At 67.4% G+C, this 17,147-nt stretch carries 14 protein-coding genes; 8 read left to right on the forward strand and 6 right to left on the reverse strand.

Annotation, left to right across the window (positions count from 1 at the left end):
• Positions 1-12: 12 nt before the first annotated feature.
• Entirely contained in the window at positions 13-1,089 is a 1,077-nt protein-coding gene (locus tag ASF16_RS20520) for a recombination-associated protein RdgC (protein WP_056171606.1), read from the forward strand.
• A 41-nt stretch (positions 1,090-1,130) separates the two neighbouring features.
• Here ASF16_RS20520 and ASF16_RS20525 read toward each other — a convergent pair whose 3' ends face one another.
• Positions 1,131-1,937: an enoyl-CoA hydratase/isomerase family protein gene (locus ASF16_RS20525; protein WP_082517063.1), complete on the reverse strand. Its 807-nt coding sequence runs from the start codon at positions 1,935-1,937 to the stop codon at positions 1,131-1,133.
• A gap of 194 nt (positions 1,938-2,131) precedes the next feature.
• Here ASF16_RS20525 and ASF16_RS20530 point away from each other — a divergent pair, with 194 nt between their 5' ends.
• Positions 2,132-2,989 carry a TetR/AcrR family transcriptional regulator gene (locus ASF16_RS20530; RefSeq protein WP_082517064.1) on the forward strand — a complete coding sequence of 286 codons (858 nt, stop codon included), beginning with the start codon at positions 2,132-2,134 and terminating at the stop codon, positions 2,987-2,989.
• 264 nt (positions 2,990-3,253) lie between these two features.
• Here ASF16_RS20530 and ASF16_RS20535 read toward each other — a convergent pair whose 3' ends face one another.
• The 4 genes from ASF16_RS20535 to ASF16_RS20550 form a co-directional block, all read right to left on the reverse strand.
• Positions 3,254-4,882, reverse strand: a complete 1,629-nt coding sequence (locus ASF16_RS20535; protein ID WP_056171608.1) for an ATP-binding protein — start codon at positions 4,880-4,882, stop codon at positions 3,254-3,256.
• Between the two features lie 177 nt (positions 4,883-5,059).
• Positions 5,060-5,548 carry a Cu(I)-responsive transcriptional regulator gene (gene cueR / locus ASF16_RS20540; RefSeq protein WP_082517065.1) on the reverse strand — a complete coding sequence of 163 codons (489 nt, stop codon included), beginning with the start codon at positions 5,546-5,548 and terminating at the stop codon, positions 5,060-5,062.
• Positions 5,545-5,775 carry a heavy-metal-associated domain-containing protein gene (locus tag ASF16_RS20545; RefSeq protein ID WP_056171610.1) on the reverse strand — a complete coding sequence of 77 codons (231 nt, stop codon included), beginning with the start codon at positions 5,773-5,775 and terminating at the stop codon, positions 5,545-5,547. Before ASF16_RS20545 ends, cueR begins: the two co-directional genes overlap by 4 nt.
• Before the next feature lie 217 nt (positions 5,776-5,992).
• Complete coding sequence (locus ASF16_RS20550) at positions 5,993-7,102, reverse strand: flavodoxin family protein (RefSeq protein ID WP_056171612.1); 1,110 nt, start codon at positions 7,100-7,102, stop codon at positions 5,993-5,995.
• Positions 7,103-7,359: 257 nt separating this feature from the next.
• On the opposite strand from ASF16_RS20550, the gene ASF16_RS20555 reads away from it, so the two are divergent.
• From ASF16_RS20555 to ASF16_RS20565, 3 genes are all read left to right on the forward strand, one after another.
• Positions 7,360-9,651: a cation-translocating P-type ATPase gene (locus ASF16_RS20555; RefSeq protein WP_056171614.1), complete on the forward strand. Its 2,292-nt coding sequence runs from the start codon at positions 7,360-7,362 to the stop codon at positions 9,649-9,651.
• A gap of 115 nt (positions 9,652-9,766) precedes the next feature.
• Entirely contained in the window at positions 9,767-11,446 is a 1,680-nt protein-coding gene (locus ASF16_RS20560) for a methyl-accepting chemotaxis protein (protein WP_056171616.1), read from the forward strand.
• Positions 11,447-11,735: 289 nt separating this feature from the next.
• The gene (locus ASF16_RS20565; RefSeq protein WP_056171618.1) at positions 11,736-12,314 is read left to right on the forward strand and encodes a hemerythrin domain-containing protein; all 579 of its coding nucleotides are present in this window, start codon (positions 11,736-11,738) and stop codon (positions 12,312-12,314) included.
• 224 nt (positions 12,315-12,538) lie between these two features.
• Here the strand turns inward: ASF16_RS20565 and ASF16_RS20570 are convergent, their stop codons facing one another.
• Entirely contained in the window at positions 12,539-13,642 is a 1,104-nt protein-coding gene (locus ASF16_RS20570; RefSeq protein WP_056171619.1) for an alkene reductase, read from the reverse strand.
• A gap of 210 nt (positions 13,643-13,852) precedes the next feature.
• On the opposite strand from ASF16_RS20570, the gene ASF16_RS20575 reads away from it, so the two are divergent.
• The 3 genes from ASF16_RS20575 (at position 13,853) to ASF16_RS20585 (ending at position 17,147) form a co-directional block, all read left to right on the forward strand.
• Positions 13,853-15,115, forward strand: a complete 1,263-nt coding sequence (locus ASF16_RS20575) for a YbfB/YjiJ family MFS transporter (RefSeq protein ID WP_056171621.1) — start codon at positions 13,853-13,855, stop codon at positions 15,113-15,115.
• 189 nt (positions 15,116-15,304) lie between these two features.
• On the forward strand, positions 15,305-16,324 hold the full coding sequence (gene tauA / locus ASF16_RS20580) for a taurine ABC transporter substrate-binding protein (protein ID WP_056171776.1): 1,020 nt from the start codon (positions 15,305-15,307) through the stop codon (positions 16,322-16,324).
• Positions 16,314-17,147: a taurine ABC transporter ATP-binding protein gene (locus tag ASF16_RS20585; RefSeq protein ID WP_056171623.1), complete on the forward strand. Its 834-nt coding sequence runs from the start codon at positions 16,314-16,316 to the stop codon at positions 17,145-17,147. The genes tauA and ASF16_RS20585 overlap by 11 nt, the downstream gene beginning before the upstream one ends.

Raw genomic sequence — 17,147 nt, forward strand, 5'->3', positions numbered from 1 at the left:
GAAGGTTGTCCCGTGTTCAAGAACATGATCGTGTACCGCATTGCCCCCCAATGGCAGGTGGAGTTGACCCAGGTCGAGGAAGCGCTGGCCAAGGCGCCTTTCATGGAGTGCGGCGCCACGCAGGAAAAGTCGCTGGGCTGGGTGCCCCCGCGCGGCGACGCCCACGGCCCGCTGGCCGAATCGGTCGGGGGCCAGTGGATCCTGCGTTTCATGGTCGAGTCCAAGGTGCTGCCCGGCAGCGTGCTGGCGCGCAGGGTGAAGGAAAAGGCCGAGCGCATCGAGCAGGAAACCGGCCGCAAGCCCGGCAAGAAGGAAAGCAAGGAGCTCAAGGACGAGGCCAAGCTCGACCTGCTGCCCATGGCCTTCACCAAGCAGGGCTCGATGTGGATCTGGATCGACACGGCGTCCCGCCTGCTGGTGCTCGACACCTCCAGCCAGGGCCGCGCCGATGAGGTGGTCACGCTGCTGGTCGAGTCGCTGCCCGGCCTGTCGGTGTCGCTCATCAACACCCAGACCAGCCCGCAGGCGGCCATGTCCCACTGGCTCAAGGAGCAGGAGCCACCCGTGGGCTTCACCGTGGACCGCGAGTGCGAGCTCAAAAGCGCCAGCGAAGAAAAGTCCGTGGTGCGCTACGCCCGCCACGCGCTCGACATCGAAGAGGTGCAGGCCCATATCGACGCCGGCAAGCTGCCCACCAAGCTCGCGATGACCTGGGACGACCGCGTGTCGTTCATGCTCACCGAGGGCTTCCAGATCAAGAAGGTGTCGTTCCTCGACACGGTGTTCGAGGGCACCAAGGCCGACGGCGGCGGCTTCGATACCGACGTGGCGATTGCCACGGGCGAGCTGGTGAAACTGATCCCCGACCTGATCGAGGCGCTGGGGGGCGAGGCAGAGAGCGGCGTGGCCAGCGCTGCGCAGGCGGTGGCGGCGGGTGGTGACAGCGCTCCGTCATCAGCCCCGGGTTCCGGCTCCGGCCTGGCTGCGGCCGCGCCAGCGCCACCCAAAGGCAAGGACGTGGCGAGCCGCTCGATCACCGGGCCGGCCACGGCGCCGGTGGACACGGACCCGGAAGCGGCGCCGTTCTGACGACCCTCGCCAGAGCCGAGTTCAACACCGGAGAGGCGCTCTCAACGCCCGGTGAACTGCGGGCTCTGGCGCGCATGGAACGCCTCGACCCCTGCCTTGAAGTCCTGCGTGCCCGCGCACTGCACGAACGCTGCGGCCTCGGCCGCCAGTTGCTCGGGCAGGCTGCGGTCCATTGAATCGCGCATCAGCCGCTTCATCGCGCCGTAGGCCAGCGTGGGGCCGCTGGCAAAGCGTGCGGCCAGGGCGGCGGTGGCCGCGTCCAGGTCCGCCGCTGGCACCACGCGGTTGACAAGGCCCAGGCGCAGGGCGTCCTCGGCCGTGAAGGCGTCGCCCAGCAGGGCGATCTCCAGCGCCTTGCGCACACCCACCAGCCGCGGCAGCGCCCACGATGCGCCCACGTCGCAACTGGTGCCCAGGTTGATGTAGGCCAGGTTGAAGCGCGTGCCCTCGGCCACCAGCACGTAGTCGGCCATCAGCAGCAGGCTCAGGCCCGCGCCCGCGGCCACGCCGTGCACCTGGGCGATGACGGGGGCGTTCATCTGTGCGAGCAGCGGCAACGCCTGGTTCAGCGGCGTGAGGATGTCGATGGCCCCCTGCACCGGCTGGGCCCGCAGCGTGGCCAGGTCGCCACCGGCCATGAAGCCCCGGCCGTTGCCGCGCAGCACCACGGCGCGCACGGTGGGGTCGGTGGCCAGCGCCTGCACAGCGGCCAGGAAGGCGTTGGCCATGGCCACGTCGATGGCGTTGAGCGCGTCGGGCCGGTTCAGGCGCAGCGTGGCGATGGGCCCGTCGCGTTCCAGCAGCACGGGGGCGGCGGGGTCGGTAGGTTCGGTCACAGTGCTTTTCATGGTCGATGTGTGTCTGGTGCCGGATGGCTGTGCGCTGATAGCTCCTGTTTTGATAGTGGCGGCGTGGCCGGCATGGGGCATCGGTGTTTTCCCCCGCCCGGGCGCCGCCGCCAGGGCCCTGCGGCACCATGGGCCTCCGTTGGCAGGCCATTGAGCAGGCGTCGACCACGCGCCGAACAGGCTTTAATACGCACATGACCAAGACGACCACTGCTGCTGCGACGACCCCAGCGCCCCGGCGGCGCCAAGGTGCTGCCGCTGCCCCTGCTGTCCCCGCCGTCCCTGCAGTGGCGGCCGCGCCGCGGGCCCCCGAGTCGCCCCGCGAGCGCCAGCGCGAGGCCAAGCGCAACGCCGTGCTGCAGGCGGCGGCGCAGCTGTTCAACGAGCGCGGCTTTCACGCCACCTCGCTCGACGACATCGCCGCACGCCTGAACGTGACCAAGCCCACGCTGTACTACTACGTGAAGAACAAGGACGAGATCCTGCTGCAGTGCGTGGGCCAGGGCCTGGCCATGATGCTGGAAGGCATCGACGCCTCGCGCGCAGCGGGCGGCCAGGCCGTTGACCAGCTCATCACCTGCATGCAGGTCTATGCACGCATCGTCACGCAGGACTTCGGCATGTGCCTCATCCGCGTCGGCGACGAGCAACTGCCACCCGAGGCCCGCAGAGAGCTGCGCCGCCTCAAGTCCGCCGTCGACCAGGAATTCCGCCGCCTGGTGGCCGAGGGCGTGGCAGAGGGCTCGCTCGCGCCGTGCGATCCGAAGATGACGGCGTTCGTCATCGCCGGCGCTCTGAGCTGGATCGGCCGCTGGTACCAGCCCGGCGGGCAGTACACGCCAGAGCAGGTGGCGGCGCAGTGCATCGGTACGTTGATGGGTGGGGTGGTGCGGCGGGTGGATGGCACGGGGATGGCACAAGCGCCACAGCCAGCGCGTGTGCATGCATCAGTGGTTGCATCTGAATCTTCAGCTTCCGCAGAGCCTGTGCGTAAACGCCGCGCGGTGTCTTCGGGGAAGGCGTCGATAAAAGTGAATGGGAAAAATAGCTGACACGATTTTCGCACCTCAACTTCGAGTGCGGCAAGCATGACATCGGCAGTGCATGCCTCGTCAACAGGGCAGGCGGGAAGCAATCGAAGCTTAAGAACGCATGAGACCTCTCAAATGTCAGAACTATCGTTCTATAGCTTCAACTAAAGGCCTGAAATGGATTGGTGCTTTAAGCAAAGCTTTATAACTTATTGTTTTTGAAAGAATTTTTAAGAAATTACGAATCCTTAAAGTTTTTCAATCGATGTCCAAACTTTAGAGAATTTAGCGCTGGACAAGATGCCAACGTGCCCAACGGCGCTCACCGAGCAGCATAAGGTTGCCTTCTGTGCGCAGCTCGCGCAACAGTTCCCGCACAGCACTTTCGGGTAGTGACGGCAATACTTGCCGCAGCTCTGCCAGTGGCGCACCTTGGCCCTCCTGTTTGCTCAGATGCTTGATCAGAAGCGCTTTATTCGTTTCGCGGTCCAAGCCTCGTTGGCGGGTGTGTGTTCCCTTGGATCCCAGAGATGCATACAACGCCTCGGACAAGATGTACCGTGTGTTCTTTCCACGCCCTATCGATTCGACCGCGCCAGCTGCCACAAGGCTTGGCAAACGCTCTTTGAGCGATGTGCTCAGTTCTTTTTCCTGATGCAGTCGCTCCAGCGCCAAATAGTCCAGTGTCGAAAAGGTGCGCAACGTCTCTTCGCCCAATCGTTCCATGAACCGCACAAACGCCGGATTGCGTACACCGCCTTCCAATGTCAGACGTACCTCGTGCGCGGCCGTGCCTGCGAAGCTTGGCAAGGGCTTGCCCTGTCGCACAGCGCTTTCCATCATCAAGTTCATGCCCTGGCCTGAACGTTCGATAAGCCCGCAGCGTGCCAGAGCCTCTGCCAAGCGGCGATTGCGAGGATATTGCTGATCAATGATATTTTCCGGAGTGATGCCTGGAGGCAAACCGCCGGGGCTTACCACTTCCAATCGCTTGGCAAATTGCCGAATGAAGATAGATCCACCTAGACGGTAGTCGCGATGGGCGACCGCGTTCAATATGGCTTCGCGAACCGGTACTTCGGCGAACGTAGGCAGGTCCATGCGAAAGAAGTCGTCCTGGTAGCTCTGCCGGTCATTGCGCAGATTGATCTTTTTCCACAGATCGTCCTGCCAGGCGAAGAATCCAGCGCGATACTCTTCCCGGTCGGCCGCCGGGCCTGCGGCTTCAGACGACCGGTATTCGAATACGAGTTCCGCCTGAGCCAGCCAACGCGTCAGTCCTGCACGTGTGCCTAGCAGAACGAGCGCTGCGTAACTCACCTGATCGCCTTCCACCAACAGTTCGGCGTCGCGCAGAACCTGTAGGTCGCTCCTCTCGCGCTTGCGTGGATCATTGCTTTTTCTGGCCCAGCGATCGCGAAAAAGTGCGATGGATTCAGGCGACAGGTCGGCCAGCGTGGCGCCAGGACAAGGCTGCGCAGAAAAGTCTGGGCCAGTCTCGGCAAAGATATCGCGCAATTCTTGACTGCCCAATGCGGCAAGGTCATCACCGGCCCGTTTGAAGTAGCAGCCGTCGATTTCCCATGCCGTGCCTGGCAAGCGGGAAGGCACGTGCACGATGACTACACGCCCTTCGGGCAGGTGGAGTTCTTCGACTGGAATGCGATGCCCCAATCGTTGGTGCAAACCTGCTTCCGTGCGCTCTGGTGCTTCGAAGGCCAACGAACCGACAATTCGTCGAGGTCGCTTGTCTGTCACGCCCAGCACCATGGTGCCGCCACCTTCGTTGGCCAGTGCAACGCAGTACTTCAGCAGCTTTTCAAAATCGTAGCGTTGCTTGGCCTCCTTGAACTCCAGGCGCTGGCCTTCGGGTTCAAGCAACCACTGTTGGAGTTGGGTGACGGACGTTGGCATGACTGCAGTTGCGGACGATGGGCTCAAAGATTTCAGTAGCGCTGTCAGGCTTCGGGCCGAAGCATGCCGATTTATATCGGGTAGCAGTCCTTACGGTCCCAAGTCTAGCTTTGCGCACCGACCAAGGGCGCAACTGCCTGTTTCTCAAATATGACCTGGACGGGGCAGTCGGTCACATCAACGCTCCGCCACCCTCGCCAGGTCATCCAGGATCGGACAATCTGGCCGCTCGTTCCCCTTGCAGCACGACACCAGCGTCTGCAGGCTGCGCTGCATCGCCTGCATCGAGGCAATGCGCTCGCTCAGGTCGTCGATGTGGGACTGGGCGATGCGCTTGACCTGGCTGCTCGCGCGGCTGCGGTCGTGCCACAGGGCGAGCAGTTCGGCGATCTCTTCCATCGAGAAGCCCAGGTCGCGGCTTCTGCGGATGAAGTGCAGGGTGTGCACGTCGGCCTCGGTGTACTGGCGGTAGCCGCTGTCGGTGCGGGCCACGGCGGCCAAGAGGCCCAGGGACTCGTAGTGGCGCACCATGCGGGCCGAGATGCCCGCGCTGCGGGCGGCCTCGCCGATGGTCAGGGGCCGGCCGTGGGGGATGGCTGCTTTGCCAGTGCCTTTGCTGCTGCTGTCCGCAAGGCCCGGGGCGCGGGGGGCGGTGGCGGCGCTCATGGCGCGACGGTATAGCCTTCTTCGGCGATGGCCGCGGCCAGGGCGGCGCGGGGCGTGGTGGCGTTGCCGACTTCCACGCGGCCGGTGCTGCGGTCGATGCGCACGGTGGCGCCGGGGTCGGCGGATTGCACGGCCTGCGTCACGGCGCGCTCGCAGTGGCCGCAGGTCATGCCCTGCACGTCAAAGAGCTGGGTGGCGGCGGCATAGGGGGTGTCGTTCGTGGTCATGGTGGCTCCTGGAAGTCCTGTGGGGGTGGTCCGACGGGTATCGGTAAGGTGTCAGGACGCCAGCGTAAACCTTCACACGATGGCAAGGTCAAGGCCCATGCAACGACCCCACGGCCTGTGGGCAGGCCCGGCGCGGCTGTGCGGACTGTCTGCTATTAAAAATATAGCTGCCAGCGCGCTTCCATCCAGCGGTAGGGGCTTTTTTTGCTCGAACGAACTACTTGGGCCGGGGGCGGCGCACGCCGGCGTCGGGCTGCACCAGGCGGCCTGCGCGCAGTTCGGTGATGGCCACGGACAGCGCCTCGGCCGCGCCGCGCACTTCCGCCTGCATGGCGGTGTCGCGGTCCAGCACCTCGTGGCTTTGGGCGTAGCTTTCGTAGTAGCCGATGTAGCGGTCCAGGCGTGCCTTGGGGCCTGCGTCGATGAAGCCCATCCAGTCGAGCCAGTCCGACAGGCCCCGGCGCGTCATCTCGATGCCGGCCACGTCGCCGTGCACGGCCAGCGCGTAGGCGCGGCCGGCCAGGTGCTTGGGGTAGTCCCAGCCTGCCAGCTCCAGCGCCTTGGCCTCGGTGGCCTTCTTGCCGTGGGTGGTGGTGGGGTCGGGGTTGCCGCCGTCGGCGCAGACCAGGCGGTCGATCATGAGCTTGAGCGGGCTTGGGGCCTGGTACCAGTACACAGGGGTGATGATCATCACGCCGTGCGCGGCGGTGAAGCGTTCGTAGATCTCGTTCATCCAGTCGCCGGTCTGGCGCTCGGCATGGTTGGGGTAGCAGCTGCACGGAAAGTGGCACAGCGGCATGGCGGTGGACACGCAGCCCTTGCACGGATGGATGTGGCGCCCGTAGTCGGAGGTGACGCGGCTCAGGTCGAGCAGGTCGACTTCGATCTGCGCGCCCGCCAGCACGTCGCGCGCCATGTTCAGCATGCGCCAGCTCTTGGAGATCTCGCCGGGGCAGGTGCCGTCGTTGCGGGCCGATCCGCACACCAGCAGCGCGCGCGATGGTGATGCCTTGTCGGCCCAGCGGGTGCGGGCGGCGTCGATGCGCTCCTTGGCCTCGATCCAATCCACCGACAGGTCGTAGTCCGGGTCGGCATAGCCCGGGCCGGCCTTGCGGGTGCGCGGGGCCTTGCGGCCTTCGTCGTAGTTGCGCCAGGCGATGGCCTCGATGCGGTCGAGCGCGTCGGGGGCTTCGTCGGCAAAACGCGGGTCGCGAAAGTCCTGCAGAAACCGCTCGCGGAATTCGGCGCGCTCCAGCGGGGGCGGGGCCTGGCCGGTGCGGGGTTGCGGGGGCGTGGTGTTTTGGGTGGGTGTGGGGCCGGTCGTCATGCGGCCATTGAGCGCTGCAGGGCAAGGCGGTGCTATCGGACAACATGCCGTGAAGGACTCGGAGCCGCTTGACCTTGCCATCATGTCAAGGTGTACGGTAGAGCAATGCACCCCCTGAGATGCTGCATCTTCCCCCTCTCCTTCGGGAAGGGGACGCACCCGGTGGCCCGGCAAAGCTGGTTCCATGGGTGCACTGGCATCGGCCGCGCTGGTGCGTTGGCGGGGGGCGACATACGCAACCCAGAACTCATAAATACATGACGACAAACACTATCGGTACCTCTCCCACATCCCTCGCCGCGGTCACGGACTCGCTCGACCTGGGCATTGGCGGCATGACCTGTGCCAGCTGTGTGTCGCGCGTGGAGCGCGCGCTGCGCAAGGTGCCCGGCGTGCAGGACGCCGCCGTGAACCTGGCCACCGAGTCTGCGCGCGTGGCCTGGGCACCGGGCGCCGCGCCGGATGCAGCGGCCATGGACGCGCTGCTGCGCCGCGCGGTGCGCAATGCGGGCTACGAGCCGCGTGCTGCCGGGCAGACGCAGGTTGATGAGAACCTGTCTGCCTGGACGGGCTTCCTGCCCGTGGGCATCGGCCTGGTGCTGTCGGCGCCGCTGGTGCTTCCCATGGTGGGGGACCTGTTCGGCCAGCAGTGGATGCTGCCCGCCTGGGTGCAGTTCGCGCTGGCCACGCCGGTGCAGTTCATTCTGGGTGCACGTTTCTACAAGGCCGGCTGGCATGCGCTGAAGGCGCTGGCGGGCAACATGGACCTGCTGGTGGCGCTGGGCACGAGCGCGGGCTGGGGACTGTCGGTGTGGCTGTGGCTCACGGCGCCCGCGGGCCACCCGGGGCAATCTGGGCATGTGCCGCACCTGTACTTCGAGGCCTCGGCCGTGGTGATCACGCTGGTGCTGCTGGGCAAGTGGCTGGAGGCCCGTGCCAAGCGCCAGACCACGGCGGCCATCCGCGCGCTGCACGCGCTGCGGCCCGAGGTGGTGCACCTGCTGTCCCAGGCCGGCGAGGTGGATGTGCCGGTGGCCGAGGTGATGGTGGGCGACCGCCTGGTGGTGCGGCCGGGCGAGCGCATCCCGGTGGACGGCACGGTGCACGAGGGCCACACGCAGGTCGATGAATCCATGCTCACCGGCGAACCCCTTCCCGTGGTGCGCGACGTGGGTGCGGGTCTGACAGGCGGCTCCATCAACGGCGACGGCCGCATCGTGATGGCGGTGACCGCCGTGGGCGCCGAGACGGTGCTGGCCCACATCATCCGCCTGGTGGAGGACGCGCAGGCCGCCAAGGCGCCCCTGCAGCGCATGGTGGACGAGGTCTCGGCCGTCTTCGTGCCGGTGGTGCTGGGCGTGGCGCTGCTCACCCTGCTGGGCTGGCTGTGGGCCGGCGCGGGCGGGGAGGTGGCGCTGATCCACGCCGTGGCGGTGCTGGTGATCGCCTGCCCCTGCGCGCTGGGCCTGGCCACGCCCGCGGCCATCATGGCGGGCACCGGCGTGGCGGCAAAGCACGGCATCCTCATCAAGGATGCGCAGGCCCTGGAGCTGGCGCACAAGGTGGACACGGTGGCCTTCGACAAGACCGGCACGCTCACCGTGGGGCAGCCGCGCCTCACCGCGTTCGAGGTGGTGGCGGGGCAGGACGAGGGCGTTGTCCTGGCGGCCGTGGCCGCGGTGCAAAGCGGCAGCGAACACCCGCTGGCCCGCGCCGTGGTGTCCGCTGCCCGGGCGCGCGACCTGCCCATGGCGCAGCCCGACGCCGTGCGCGCCGTGCCCGGCCGCGGCACGGAGGGTGAGGTGCAGGGGGCGAGCTACCTGGTGGGCAGCCTGCGCTGGATGCAGGAGCTGGGCGTTGACCTGGGTCCGCTGGCCGCGCGCGCCCAGGCATTGCAGGCCGAAGGCGCCACCGTGTCGGCCGTGGCCCAGCGCAGTACGCAGGGCGCAGAAGGCACACACGGAGCAGGGGGCCTGGTGCTGCGCGCCGTGATGGCCTTTGGCGACGAACCCAAGCCCGGCGCGCGGGAAGCGCTGGCACAGCTGAAGGCGCGCGGCATCCGCACCGTGATGATCTCGGGCGACAACCGGGGTGCGGCCGAGGCCATGGCCCGGCGGCTCGGCCTCGATCCCGCGGCGGGCGACGTGATGGCCGAGGTGCTGCCGGGCGACAAGGCCGCGAAAGTGGTTGCCTTGCAGGCGGGCGGCAAGACCGTGGCGATGGTGGGGGATGGCGTCAACGATGCTCCCGCGTTGGCCGCCGCCGATGTGGGCATGGCCATGGGCAACGGCACCGATGTGGCCATGCACGCAGCCGGCATCACCCTGATGCGCGGAGACCCGCGGCTGGTGGCGGCAGCGCTCGACATATCGCACCGTACGGTGATGAAGATCCGCCAGAACCTGTTCTGGGCCTTTGCCTACAACGTGGCCGGGATTCCCTTGGCGGCGCTGGGTTACCTGAGCCCGGTGGTCGCTGGCGCGGCCATGGCCTTGAGCTCGGTCAGTGTGATGGCGAATGCCCTCTTACTGAAGCGGTGGCGCATGTGATAAATACGTACAACGCGGTCATCGATGTCTGGCAAACTGCAACTGTTTGTTGCAGAGCCGACCGCGTGGGCGCGTGGCTCGCAGCCTCTCCATACCGATACAAGGACGACACATCATGAATCTCTTCTCGTTCATGCGGCAGTTCACCATCCGAATGCGCATGCTGGGGGCCATTGCGGTGGTCCTGGGGCTGCTGGGCCTGCTGGGTGGCGCGGGCATGCTGGGCATGTTCCGCATCCACGACATGAGCCAGAACTTCATGGACAACTCGTTCGCCAAGGTGGGCTACATGGGCGAGCTGCGCGGCGAGATGGGCGCGATACGTCAGCACGAGAAGGACATGATCATCGGCTACGAAAAGACCGAGGCCGTCAAAGCCGCGCACGCCAAGTGGCTGGCCAGCCAGGAGAAGGCCAAGAAGATCGCCGCGAAGTTCCTGGAAGGCGAGGAAGACGCGGACAACGTGGTGGTGCGCAACATCGTCACCAAGCTGGACAGCTACCGCGATCTCTTCGGACACGTGGCACGGCAGCTCGAAGCCAGCGGCTACGACACTGCCACCATCGCCAACCGCATGAGCGGCAAGGCCGTGGCCGAATTCGACCAGGCCGACAAGCTGGTGGGCGAGCTCGACACCGTGCTGCGCGCCGATGTGGACAAAGCCATCGAACAGCAAGGCCGCGTGTCGAGCGAGACCAAGTGGCTCTTCGTGCTGGCGGTGCTCATCACCGTGGTGGTGGTGGTGCCGACCACGCTCATGAACATGAACTCCATCTGCAACCCGCTCGAAGAAGCCCGCCGCATGGCGCAGGCGATTGCGGGCGGCGACCTGTCGCAGAAGATCGAGGCCGAAGGCAAGGACGAAGTGGCCGACCTGCAGCGCGCACTGCGCGAGATGCAGCAGGGCCTGGGCTCGCTGGTGGCGCAGGTGCGTGATGCCAGCGGCAACATCGCCACGGCCAGCCAGGAGATCGCCACGGGCAACCAGGACCTGTCGCAGCGCACCGAGCAGACCGCCAGCAACGCGCAGGAGGCCGTGTCCTCGCTGTCGCAGCTCACGTCCACCGTGCAGCAGACGGCGTCGTCCTCGCAGATGGCCAACCAGCTCGCGGCATCGGCATCGAACACCGCCACGCACGGCGGCTCGGTGGTGCAGCAGGCGGTGGCCAGCATGCAGGAGATCTCGGCGTCCAGCCGCAAGATCGGCGACATCATCGGCCTGATCGACTCCATCGCTTTTCAGACCAACATCCTGGCGCTGAACGCCGCGGTGGAAGCCGCCCGTGCGGGCGAGCAGGGCCGCGGCTTTGCCGTGGTGGCCAGCGAAGTGCGCAGCCTGGCCCAGCGCAGCGCGGCGGCGGCCAGCGACATCAAGGGTCTGATCAACAACAGCGTGACGGCTGTGGACGGCGGCGTGCGCCATGTGGAAGACGCAGGCACGGCCATGAAGGAGATCGTGGCCAGCGTGCAGCGCGTGGGCGACATCATTGGCGAGATCACGGCCGCAGCCACCGAGCAGTCTGCCGGCATCGGCCAGGTCAACCAGTCGGTGGGCGAGATCGACCGCATGACGCAGCAGAACGCGGCCCTGGTGGAAGAGTCTGCCGCGGCCGCCGAGTCGCTGCGCGAGCAGGCCGCGCGCCTGTCGCAGGTGGTGCAGCAGTTCCGCCTGGCCGATTCGATGGGGCACGGTGCGGGGCACCATGGGTCCCACCATGCGCCTGTGGCGGCTCCGGCGCAGCAGCGGCAGGCGCTGGCCGGCGGTGCCTCGGGCCGGGCACTGCTCACCCGTTGATATAGCGCGCTGACGCCGCCCGCGCCACGGGCACACAGGCCCTGCAGGCTTTCTTAGCTTGCAGGGCTTTTTTCATGGGCGGGCCGTGTAGTTCGACGCAGAGGCCGACGCAACCACCGGAGCAAGAATCGCAGCGAGTGCGTCTGCAATGCAACGCAGCTCAACGCAACGCCGTAGGCATTTTTGGAAGCGCTGCTCCACGCTTGTCGGCAGTGTTTGACCTGCGTCATGGGCCGCCGCGCGCCTGCATGGCACCCTCGGGCTGTTGTGTCCACCCTGGAGAGTTGCCATGCCGTCCATCAGCCTGCGCACCATTCGCGAAGAGCATGCGTCGCTGGCGGCGGTGCTGCATTCACTGCGCCTGTTGCTCGACCAGGGGCCGGGCGATGCACCCGCCGCATTCTTCGATGTGATGCGCGCGATGCTGTTCTACATCGACGAGTTTCCCGAGCGCCAGCACCACCCCAAGGAGTCGCAGTGGCTGTTCCCCAAGGTGGCCGAACGCTCGCCCGATGCAGCCGCCGCCATTGCACAACTGGAGCGTGAACACGCAGGGGGCGAGGCAGCGGTGCGCGAACTGCAGCACCTGCTGCTGGGTTGGGAGCTGATGGGCGAGTCGCGCCGCGAGGTGTTTGCACAGGCGCTGCGCAGGTATATCGGCTTTTACCTGGAGCACATGCGGCTGGAGGAGGCCGTGGTGCTGCCGGCCGCGCAGAAGTGTCTGGAGGAGGCCGACTGGGCCGCCATCGACGCCGCGTTTGCAGGCAATGCCAACCCGCTGGCGCACGGCCCGGCGCGGGACCCGTCGTATGACCGCCTGTTCACCCGCATCGTGATGCGGGCGCCGAGCCCGATCGGGCTGGGTTGAGCGAGCGGTGGGCACAGGGCGAGCGCAGTGCCCAGACGTTCACAGCCTTCCGTGTCTGGAGTGTGGGCTGTGTCTACAACCTTGACCGTCGATCTCCCCCACACCGTTCACGCTGAGCTGGTCGAAGCGCGGCGCAAGGCTTCGACAAGCTCAGCCCGAACGGTGGGGGATGGGCCAGCTTGCGGAACGATCCGAAGGTTGGGATTGATCGGACGGTGTCACGCTCAAGCAGCCAGCGCAGGGTAGTCCGTGTACCCCTCCGCACCGCCGCCGTACAGCGTGGCGCGGTTCACCTCGTTCAGCGGCGCGTCCTTTTGCAGGCGCTGCACCAGGTCCGGGTTGGCGATGAACGGGCGGCCGAAGGCCACGATGTCCGCGCCGTTCGCCAGCGCCGTTTCGGCCAGGGCCTTGTCGTAGGCGTTGTTCACCATCCACGCGCCCTGGCCGCCGGCTGTGCGGTATGCGGCTTTGAGCGCGGTGTAGTCGAAGGGGCGGTCCGGAATGTCGCGCGGGCCGCCCGTGGCGCCTTCGATCACGTGGATGTACGACAGGCCCAGCGGGCCCAGCTGGCGCACCACGTAGTCGAACAGCGGCTGCGGGTCGGCGTCCACCACGTCGTTGGCGGGCGTGACGGGCGACAGGCGGATGCCGGTGCGGCCGGCGCCGATCTCTGCGGTGATGGCGTTGACCACTTCGAGCAGCAGGCGGGCGCGGTTCTCGATGCTGCCGCCATAGGCGTCGGTGCGCTGGTTGGCGCCGGTCTTGAGGAACTGGTCGATCAGGTAGCCGTTGGCGGCGTGCACTTCCACACCGTCAAAGCCCGCGTCGATGGCGGCACGCGCTGCGCGGCGGTAGTCCTGCACGATGCCGGGCAGCTCGGACAGCTCCAGCGCGCGGGGCACGGACGTTTCAGTGAAGGTGGGCACGCCGTCCTTGATGAGCACGGTCTTGGTCTTGGCCTGGATGGCCGACGGTGCCACGGGTGCGGCGTTGCCGGGCTGCAGGTCGGTGTGCGAGACGCGGCCCACGTGCCACAGTTGCACCACGATCTTGCCGCCCGCGGCATGCACGGACTCGGTGACCTTCTTCCAGCCCGCGATCTGATCGGGCGCGTACAGGCCCGGTACGTCGGCATAGCCCTGGCCCTGGTGCGAGATGGCGGTGGCCTCGGAAATGATCAGACCGGCGCTGGCGCGCTGCGTGTAGTAGGTGGCCACGAGGTCAGTGGGCACGGCATTGGGCGAGCGGTTGCGCGTGAGCGGCGCCATGGCGACGCGGTTGGCCAGTTGCAGGTCACCGGCTTGGACGGGGTCGGACAGGAATGGCATGGGATGAAAACTTCCAGATAAAGCGTTGGTTGAAAACGTCGGCAGGGGCCATCGGTCGAAGGCCGAAGGTTAATGCTGCAGCGCAAAACGTGCAGCGCACTGGCGTCAACAAGGGCTCTGGTTTTGTGCTATTGGTCCCAGCGGCCCCGCTGCGGGCCGTGGCGCTGCCCGGCCAGCGCGCGAAAGGCGGCTGCGGCAAAATTGCACGCCATGCCCTCCCACCCTGCACCGCCCGGCGCGGTCCGGCCCTTGGCCACGTTGCCTGCCACGTTGCCCGCGCTGTGGCTGGCGGTGGCGCTCTCCATGGGCGCTGCGGTGTCGCTGGGCATCACACGCTTTGCGTATGCGCTGTTGCTGCCCCCCATGCGCGAGGACCTGGGCTGGACCTACACGCTGGCCGGGGCCATGAACACGGTGAATGCGCTGGGCTACCTGCTGGGCGCGCTGGCCACACCGTGGCTGCTGCAGCGCGTGGCGCCGGGCAAGGTGCTGGTGGCGGGCGCCGTGCTGGCGTCAGTGTTCATGGGGCTCAGCGGCTTTTTTGTGGATGCGGTGCCGCTGCTGGTGCAGCGCCTGCTGGCCGGTGGGGCCAGCGCGCTGGTGTTCATTGCCGGTGGTTTGCTGGCGGCGCGCCTGGGTGCGCATGCGACGGGGCGCGAAGGGCTGCTGCTGGGGCTGTACTACGGCGGCACGGGCTGGGGCATCAGCCTGTCGGCGCTGCTGGTGCCTGCAGTGCTGGCGGCCGCGCCCGGGCCGCATGCCTGGACGTGGGCCTGGTGGGCGCTGGCCGTTGCCTGCGCCGGTGCCACCGCGGTGTTGCTGTGGCCCGCGCGCCGCCTGCAGGCCCTGGCCGCACCGGCAGCGCCTGCCACGCCGTTCAACCTGCAACATCCGCCCGCCCGGGTGAGCTGGCGGGCCCTGGGGCCTGCGCTGCTGGGCTACGGCCTGTTTGGCGTGGGCTACATCGGCTACATGACCTTTGTGGTGGCGCTGCTGCGCGAGCAGGGCGCCAGCGGCACCGCGGTGACCTGGTTCTATGCGCTGCTGGGGCTGGCCGTGCTGCTGTCCTCGCGCATCTGGGCGGGCCTGCTGGACCGCAGCCGGGGCGGGCAGGCGCTGGCGCTGCTCAACGGCCTGCTGGGCGTGGCCACGGTGCTGCCGGCGCTCACGTCCGCGTGGCCGGTGGTGCTGGGATCGGGCTTGCTGTTCGGCGGGGTGTTCCTGTCGGTGGTCGCATCCACCACGGCGCTGGTGCGCCACAACCTGCCCCAGGTGCTGTGGGCCAGCGGCATCAGCGCGTTCACCATCGTGTTCGCGGCCGGGCAGATCGTCGGGCCCACGGTGGTCGGCTGGATCGCCGACGGCCCGGGCGGCCTGGCGCGCGGGCTGGTGTTCTCGGCCTGTGCGCTCTGGGCGGGGGCGCTGGTGGCGTCGCGGCAAAGGCCGCTGGCGGGGTCTGGCGCAGGCGGCTGACCGGGGGTGTGGGGCGAGCAGGACCCTGCACAGATGCCGCGCTGGCGGTTAGTTGGTTTTCGCATATCCAAGTGCGAAACCAGTGCAAGCCGCCAACGGCCCGCTGCCTAGAATTTTTCTCTCATGCCATGGGCGGACCCGCGCCGCACCGTGGCCGCATCCGACGCATCCCGAGAGGACATTCCCCCCATGGCAACGACAACACGCAGAAAAAGCATCCAGGCCGCGGCCTTGCTGGTAGGCACGGTATTGGGCTTCAGTGCCCTGGCGCAGACCCGCGAGGTGGTCATCGGCTACCAGGACATGGTCGTGCCGTGGCGCCATGCACAGGAAACGCGCGAGGTCGAAAAGCGCACGGGCTACAAGGTCACCTACCGCAAGCTGGGCAGCGGCGCCGAGGTGGTGCGCGCGCTGGCCTCCGGCGCCATCCACATCGGCGAGGCGGGCTCGTCGCCCTTCGCATCGGCCATCTCGCAGGGCGTGCCCATCGAGGTTTTCTGGGTGCTGGACAACATCAACGATGCCGAGGCCCTGGTGGCGCGCAACGGCTCGGGCGTGAACACGCTGGCGGACCTGAAGGGCAAGAAGATCGGCCTGCCCTTTGTGTCGACCACGCACTTCCACGCGCTGGTGGCGCTGCAGGACGCGGGCGTGGACCCCAAGAGCGTGCAGATCGTGAACCTGCGCCCGCCCGAGATCTTGGCGGCCTGGGAGCGCGGCGACATCGACGCGACCTTTGTGTGGGACCCGGTGCTGGCCAAGGCCAAGACCAACGGCAAGGTGATCATCACGTCGGGCCAGATCGCGGCCAAGACCGGCAAGGCGACGTTCGACGGCCTGGCCGTGACCAAGGCCTTTGCCAAGGAGCATGACGGCTTCCTCGCGCAGTTCGTGCAGGTGCTGGCCGATGCCGACAAGGCCTACACCGGCCACAAGGCTGCCTGGACCGCCGAGTCGGCCGAGGTCAAGTCCGTCGCCAAGTGGAGCGGGGCCGAGGCGCCCACCGTGCCGGCCAGCCTGGCGCTGTACGCCTTTGTGCCGCCCGCCGAGCAGGCATCGAACCAGTGGCTGGGTGGCGGCAAGGACTCGGGCGTGGCCAAGTCGCTGGCGGCTACCGCGGCCTTTTTGAAGGAGCAGGGCACCATCCAGAACGTGCTGCCCGACTACTCCGTCGGCGTGAACCCCGCCTGGGTGCGGCGTGCCAAGTAGCCACGGCGATGGCGCAGAACAAGGCCTGCAGATACGGGGCCTGAACGTGCGCTATGCCGGTGCGCGACATGCGTCGCCGGTGCTTGCGCTGCAGGACGTGGACCTTGACATCGCGCGCGGCGAACTCGTGGTGGCGTTGGGCGCATCGGGCTGCGGCAAGACCACGCTGCTCAACTGCATCGCGGGCTTTACCGAGGCGTCGTCCGGCAGCATCACGCTGAACGGCCGCGCGGTGACCGGGCCTGGCGCGGAGCGCGGCGTGGTGTTCCAGAAGCATGCGCTGATGCCCTGGCTCAACGTGGTCGACAACGTGGCACTCGGCCTGCGCCTGCGCGGTGTGCCGCGCGCAGAGCGGCGTCGATTGGCTATCGAGAAGCTGGCCCTGGTGGGCCTGGAGGCCTTTGCCGACGCGCCCGTGTGGCAGCTGTCGGGCGGCATGCAGCAGCGCGTGGGCATTGCCCGCGCCCTGGCCAGCGACCCCGACGTGCTGCTCATGGACGAGCCGCTGGGCGCGCTCGACGCGTTCACCCGCGAGTCGCTGCAGGAGCTGGTGCTGCAGCTGTGGCAGCGCACGGGCAAGACGATTTTCTTCATCACCCACGATGTGGAGGAGGCGCTGTTCCTGGCCTCGCGCCTCATCGTGATGACACCGCGCCCCGGCCGCATCGCGCAGCAGCATGCGCTGGCGTTCAACACCGAATACCTGGGTGGCCGGGCTGCGCGCGCCGTGAAGTCGGACGCGCAGTTCATCGCCTGGCGCGAACGCGTGCTGGACTGGATCGCGCCCGGCGTGGTGGCAAATGCGGAGCCTGCGCATGCCTGA

Source organism: Acidovorax sp. Leaf78, from assembly GCF_001422735.1.
Taxonomy (GTDB): Bacteria; Pseudomonadota; Gammaproteobacteria; order Burkholderiales; family Burkholderiaceae_C; genus Acidovorax.

Excerpts from the sequence above, each read along its gene's own strand:
- ASF16_RS20525 (WP_082517063.1), bottom strand. The coding sequence starts at position 1,937 with ATGAAAAGCACTGTGACCGAACCTACCGACCCCGCCGCCCCCGTGCTG.
- ASF16_RS20530 (WP_082517064.1), top strand. The coding sequence starts at position 2,132 with ATGACCAAGACGACCACTGCTGCTGCGACGACCCCAGCGCCCCGGCGG.
- ASF16_RS20535 (WP_056171608.1), bottom strand. The coding sequence starts at position 4,882 with ATGCCAACGTCCGTCACCCAACTCCAACAGTGGTTGCTTGAACCCGAA.
- cueR (WP_082517065.1), bottom strand. The coding sequence starts at position 5,548 with ATGAGCGCCGCCACCGCCCCCCGCGCCCCGGGCCTTGCGGACAGCAGC.
- ASF16_RS20545 (WP_056171610.1), bottom strand. The coding sequence starts at position 5,775 with ATGACCACGAACGACACCCCCTATGCCGCCGCCACCCAGCTCTTTGAC.
- ASF16_RS20550 (WP_056171612.1), bottom strand. The coding sequence starts at position 7,102 with ATGACGACCGGCCCCACACCCACCCAAAACACCACGCCCCCGCAACCC.
- ASF16_RS20555 (WP_056171614.1), top strand. The coding sequence starts at position 7,360 with ATGACGACAAACACTATCGGTACCTCTCCCACATCCCTCGCCGCGGTC.
- ASF16_RS20560 (WP_056171616.1), top strand. The coding sequence starts at position 9,767 with ATGAATCTCTTCTCGTTCATGCGGCAGTTCACCATCCGAATGCGCATG.
- ASF16_RS20565 (WP_056171618.1), top strand. The coding sequence starts at position 11,736 with ATGCCGTCCATCAGCCTGCGCACCATTCGCGAAGAGCATGCGTCGCTG.
- ASF16_RS20570 (WP_056171619.1), bottom strand. The coding sequence starts at position 13,642 with ATGCCATTCCTGTCCGACCCCGTCCAAGCCGGTGACCTGCAACTGGCC.
- ASF16_RS20575 (WP_056171621.1), top strand. The coding sequence starts at position 13,853 with ATGCCCTCCCACCCTGCACCGCCCGGCGCGGTCCGGCCCTTGGCCACG.
- tauA (WP_056171776.1), top strand. The coding sequence starts at position 15,305 with ATGGCAACGACAACACGCAGAAAAAGCATCCAGGCCGCGGCCTTGCTG.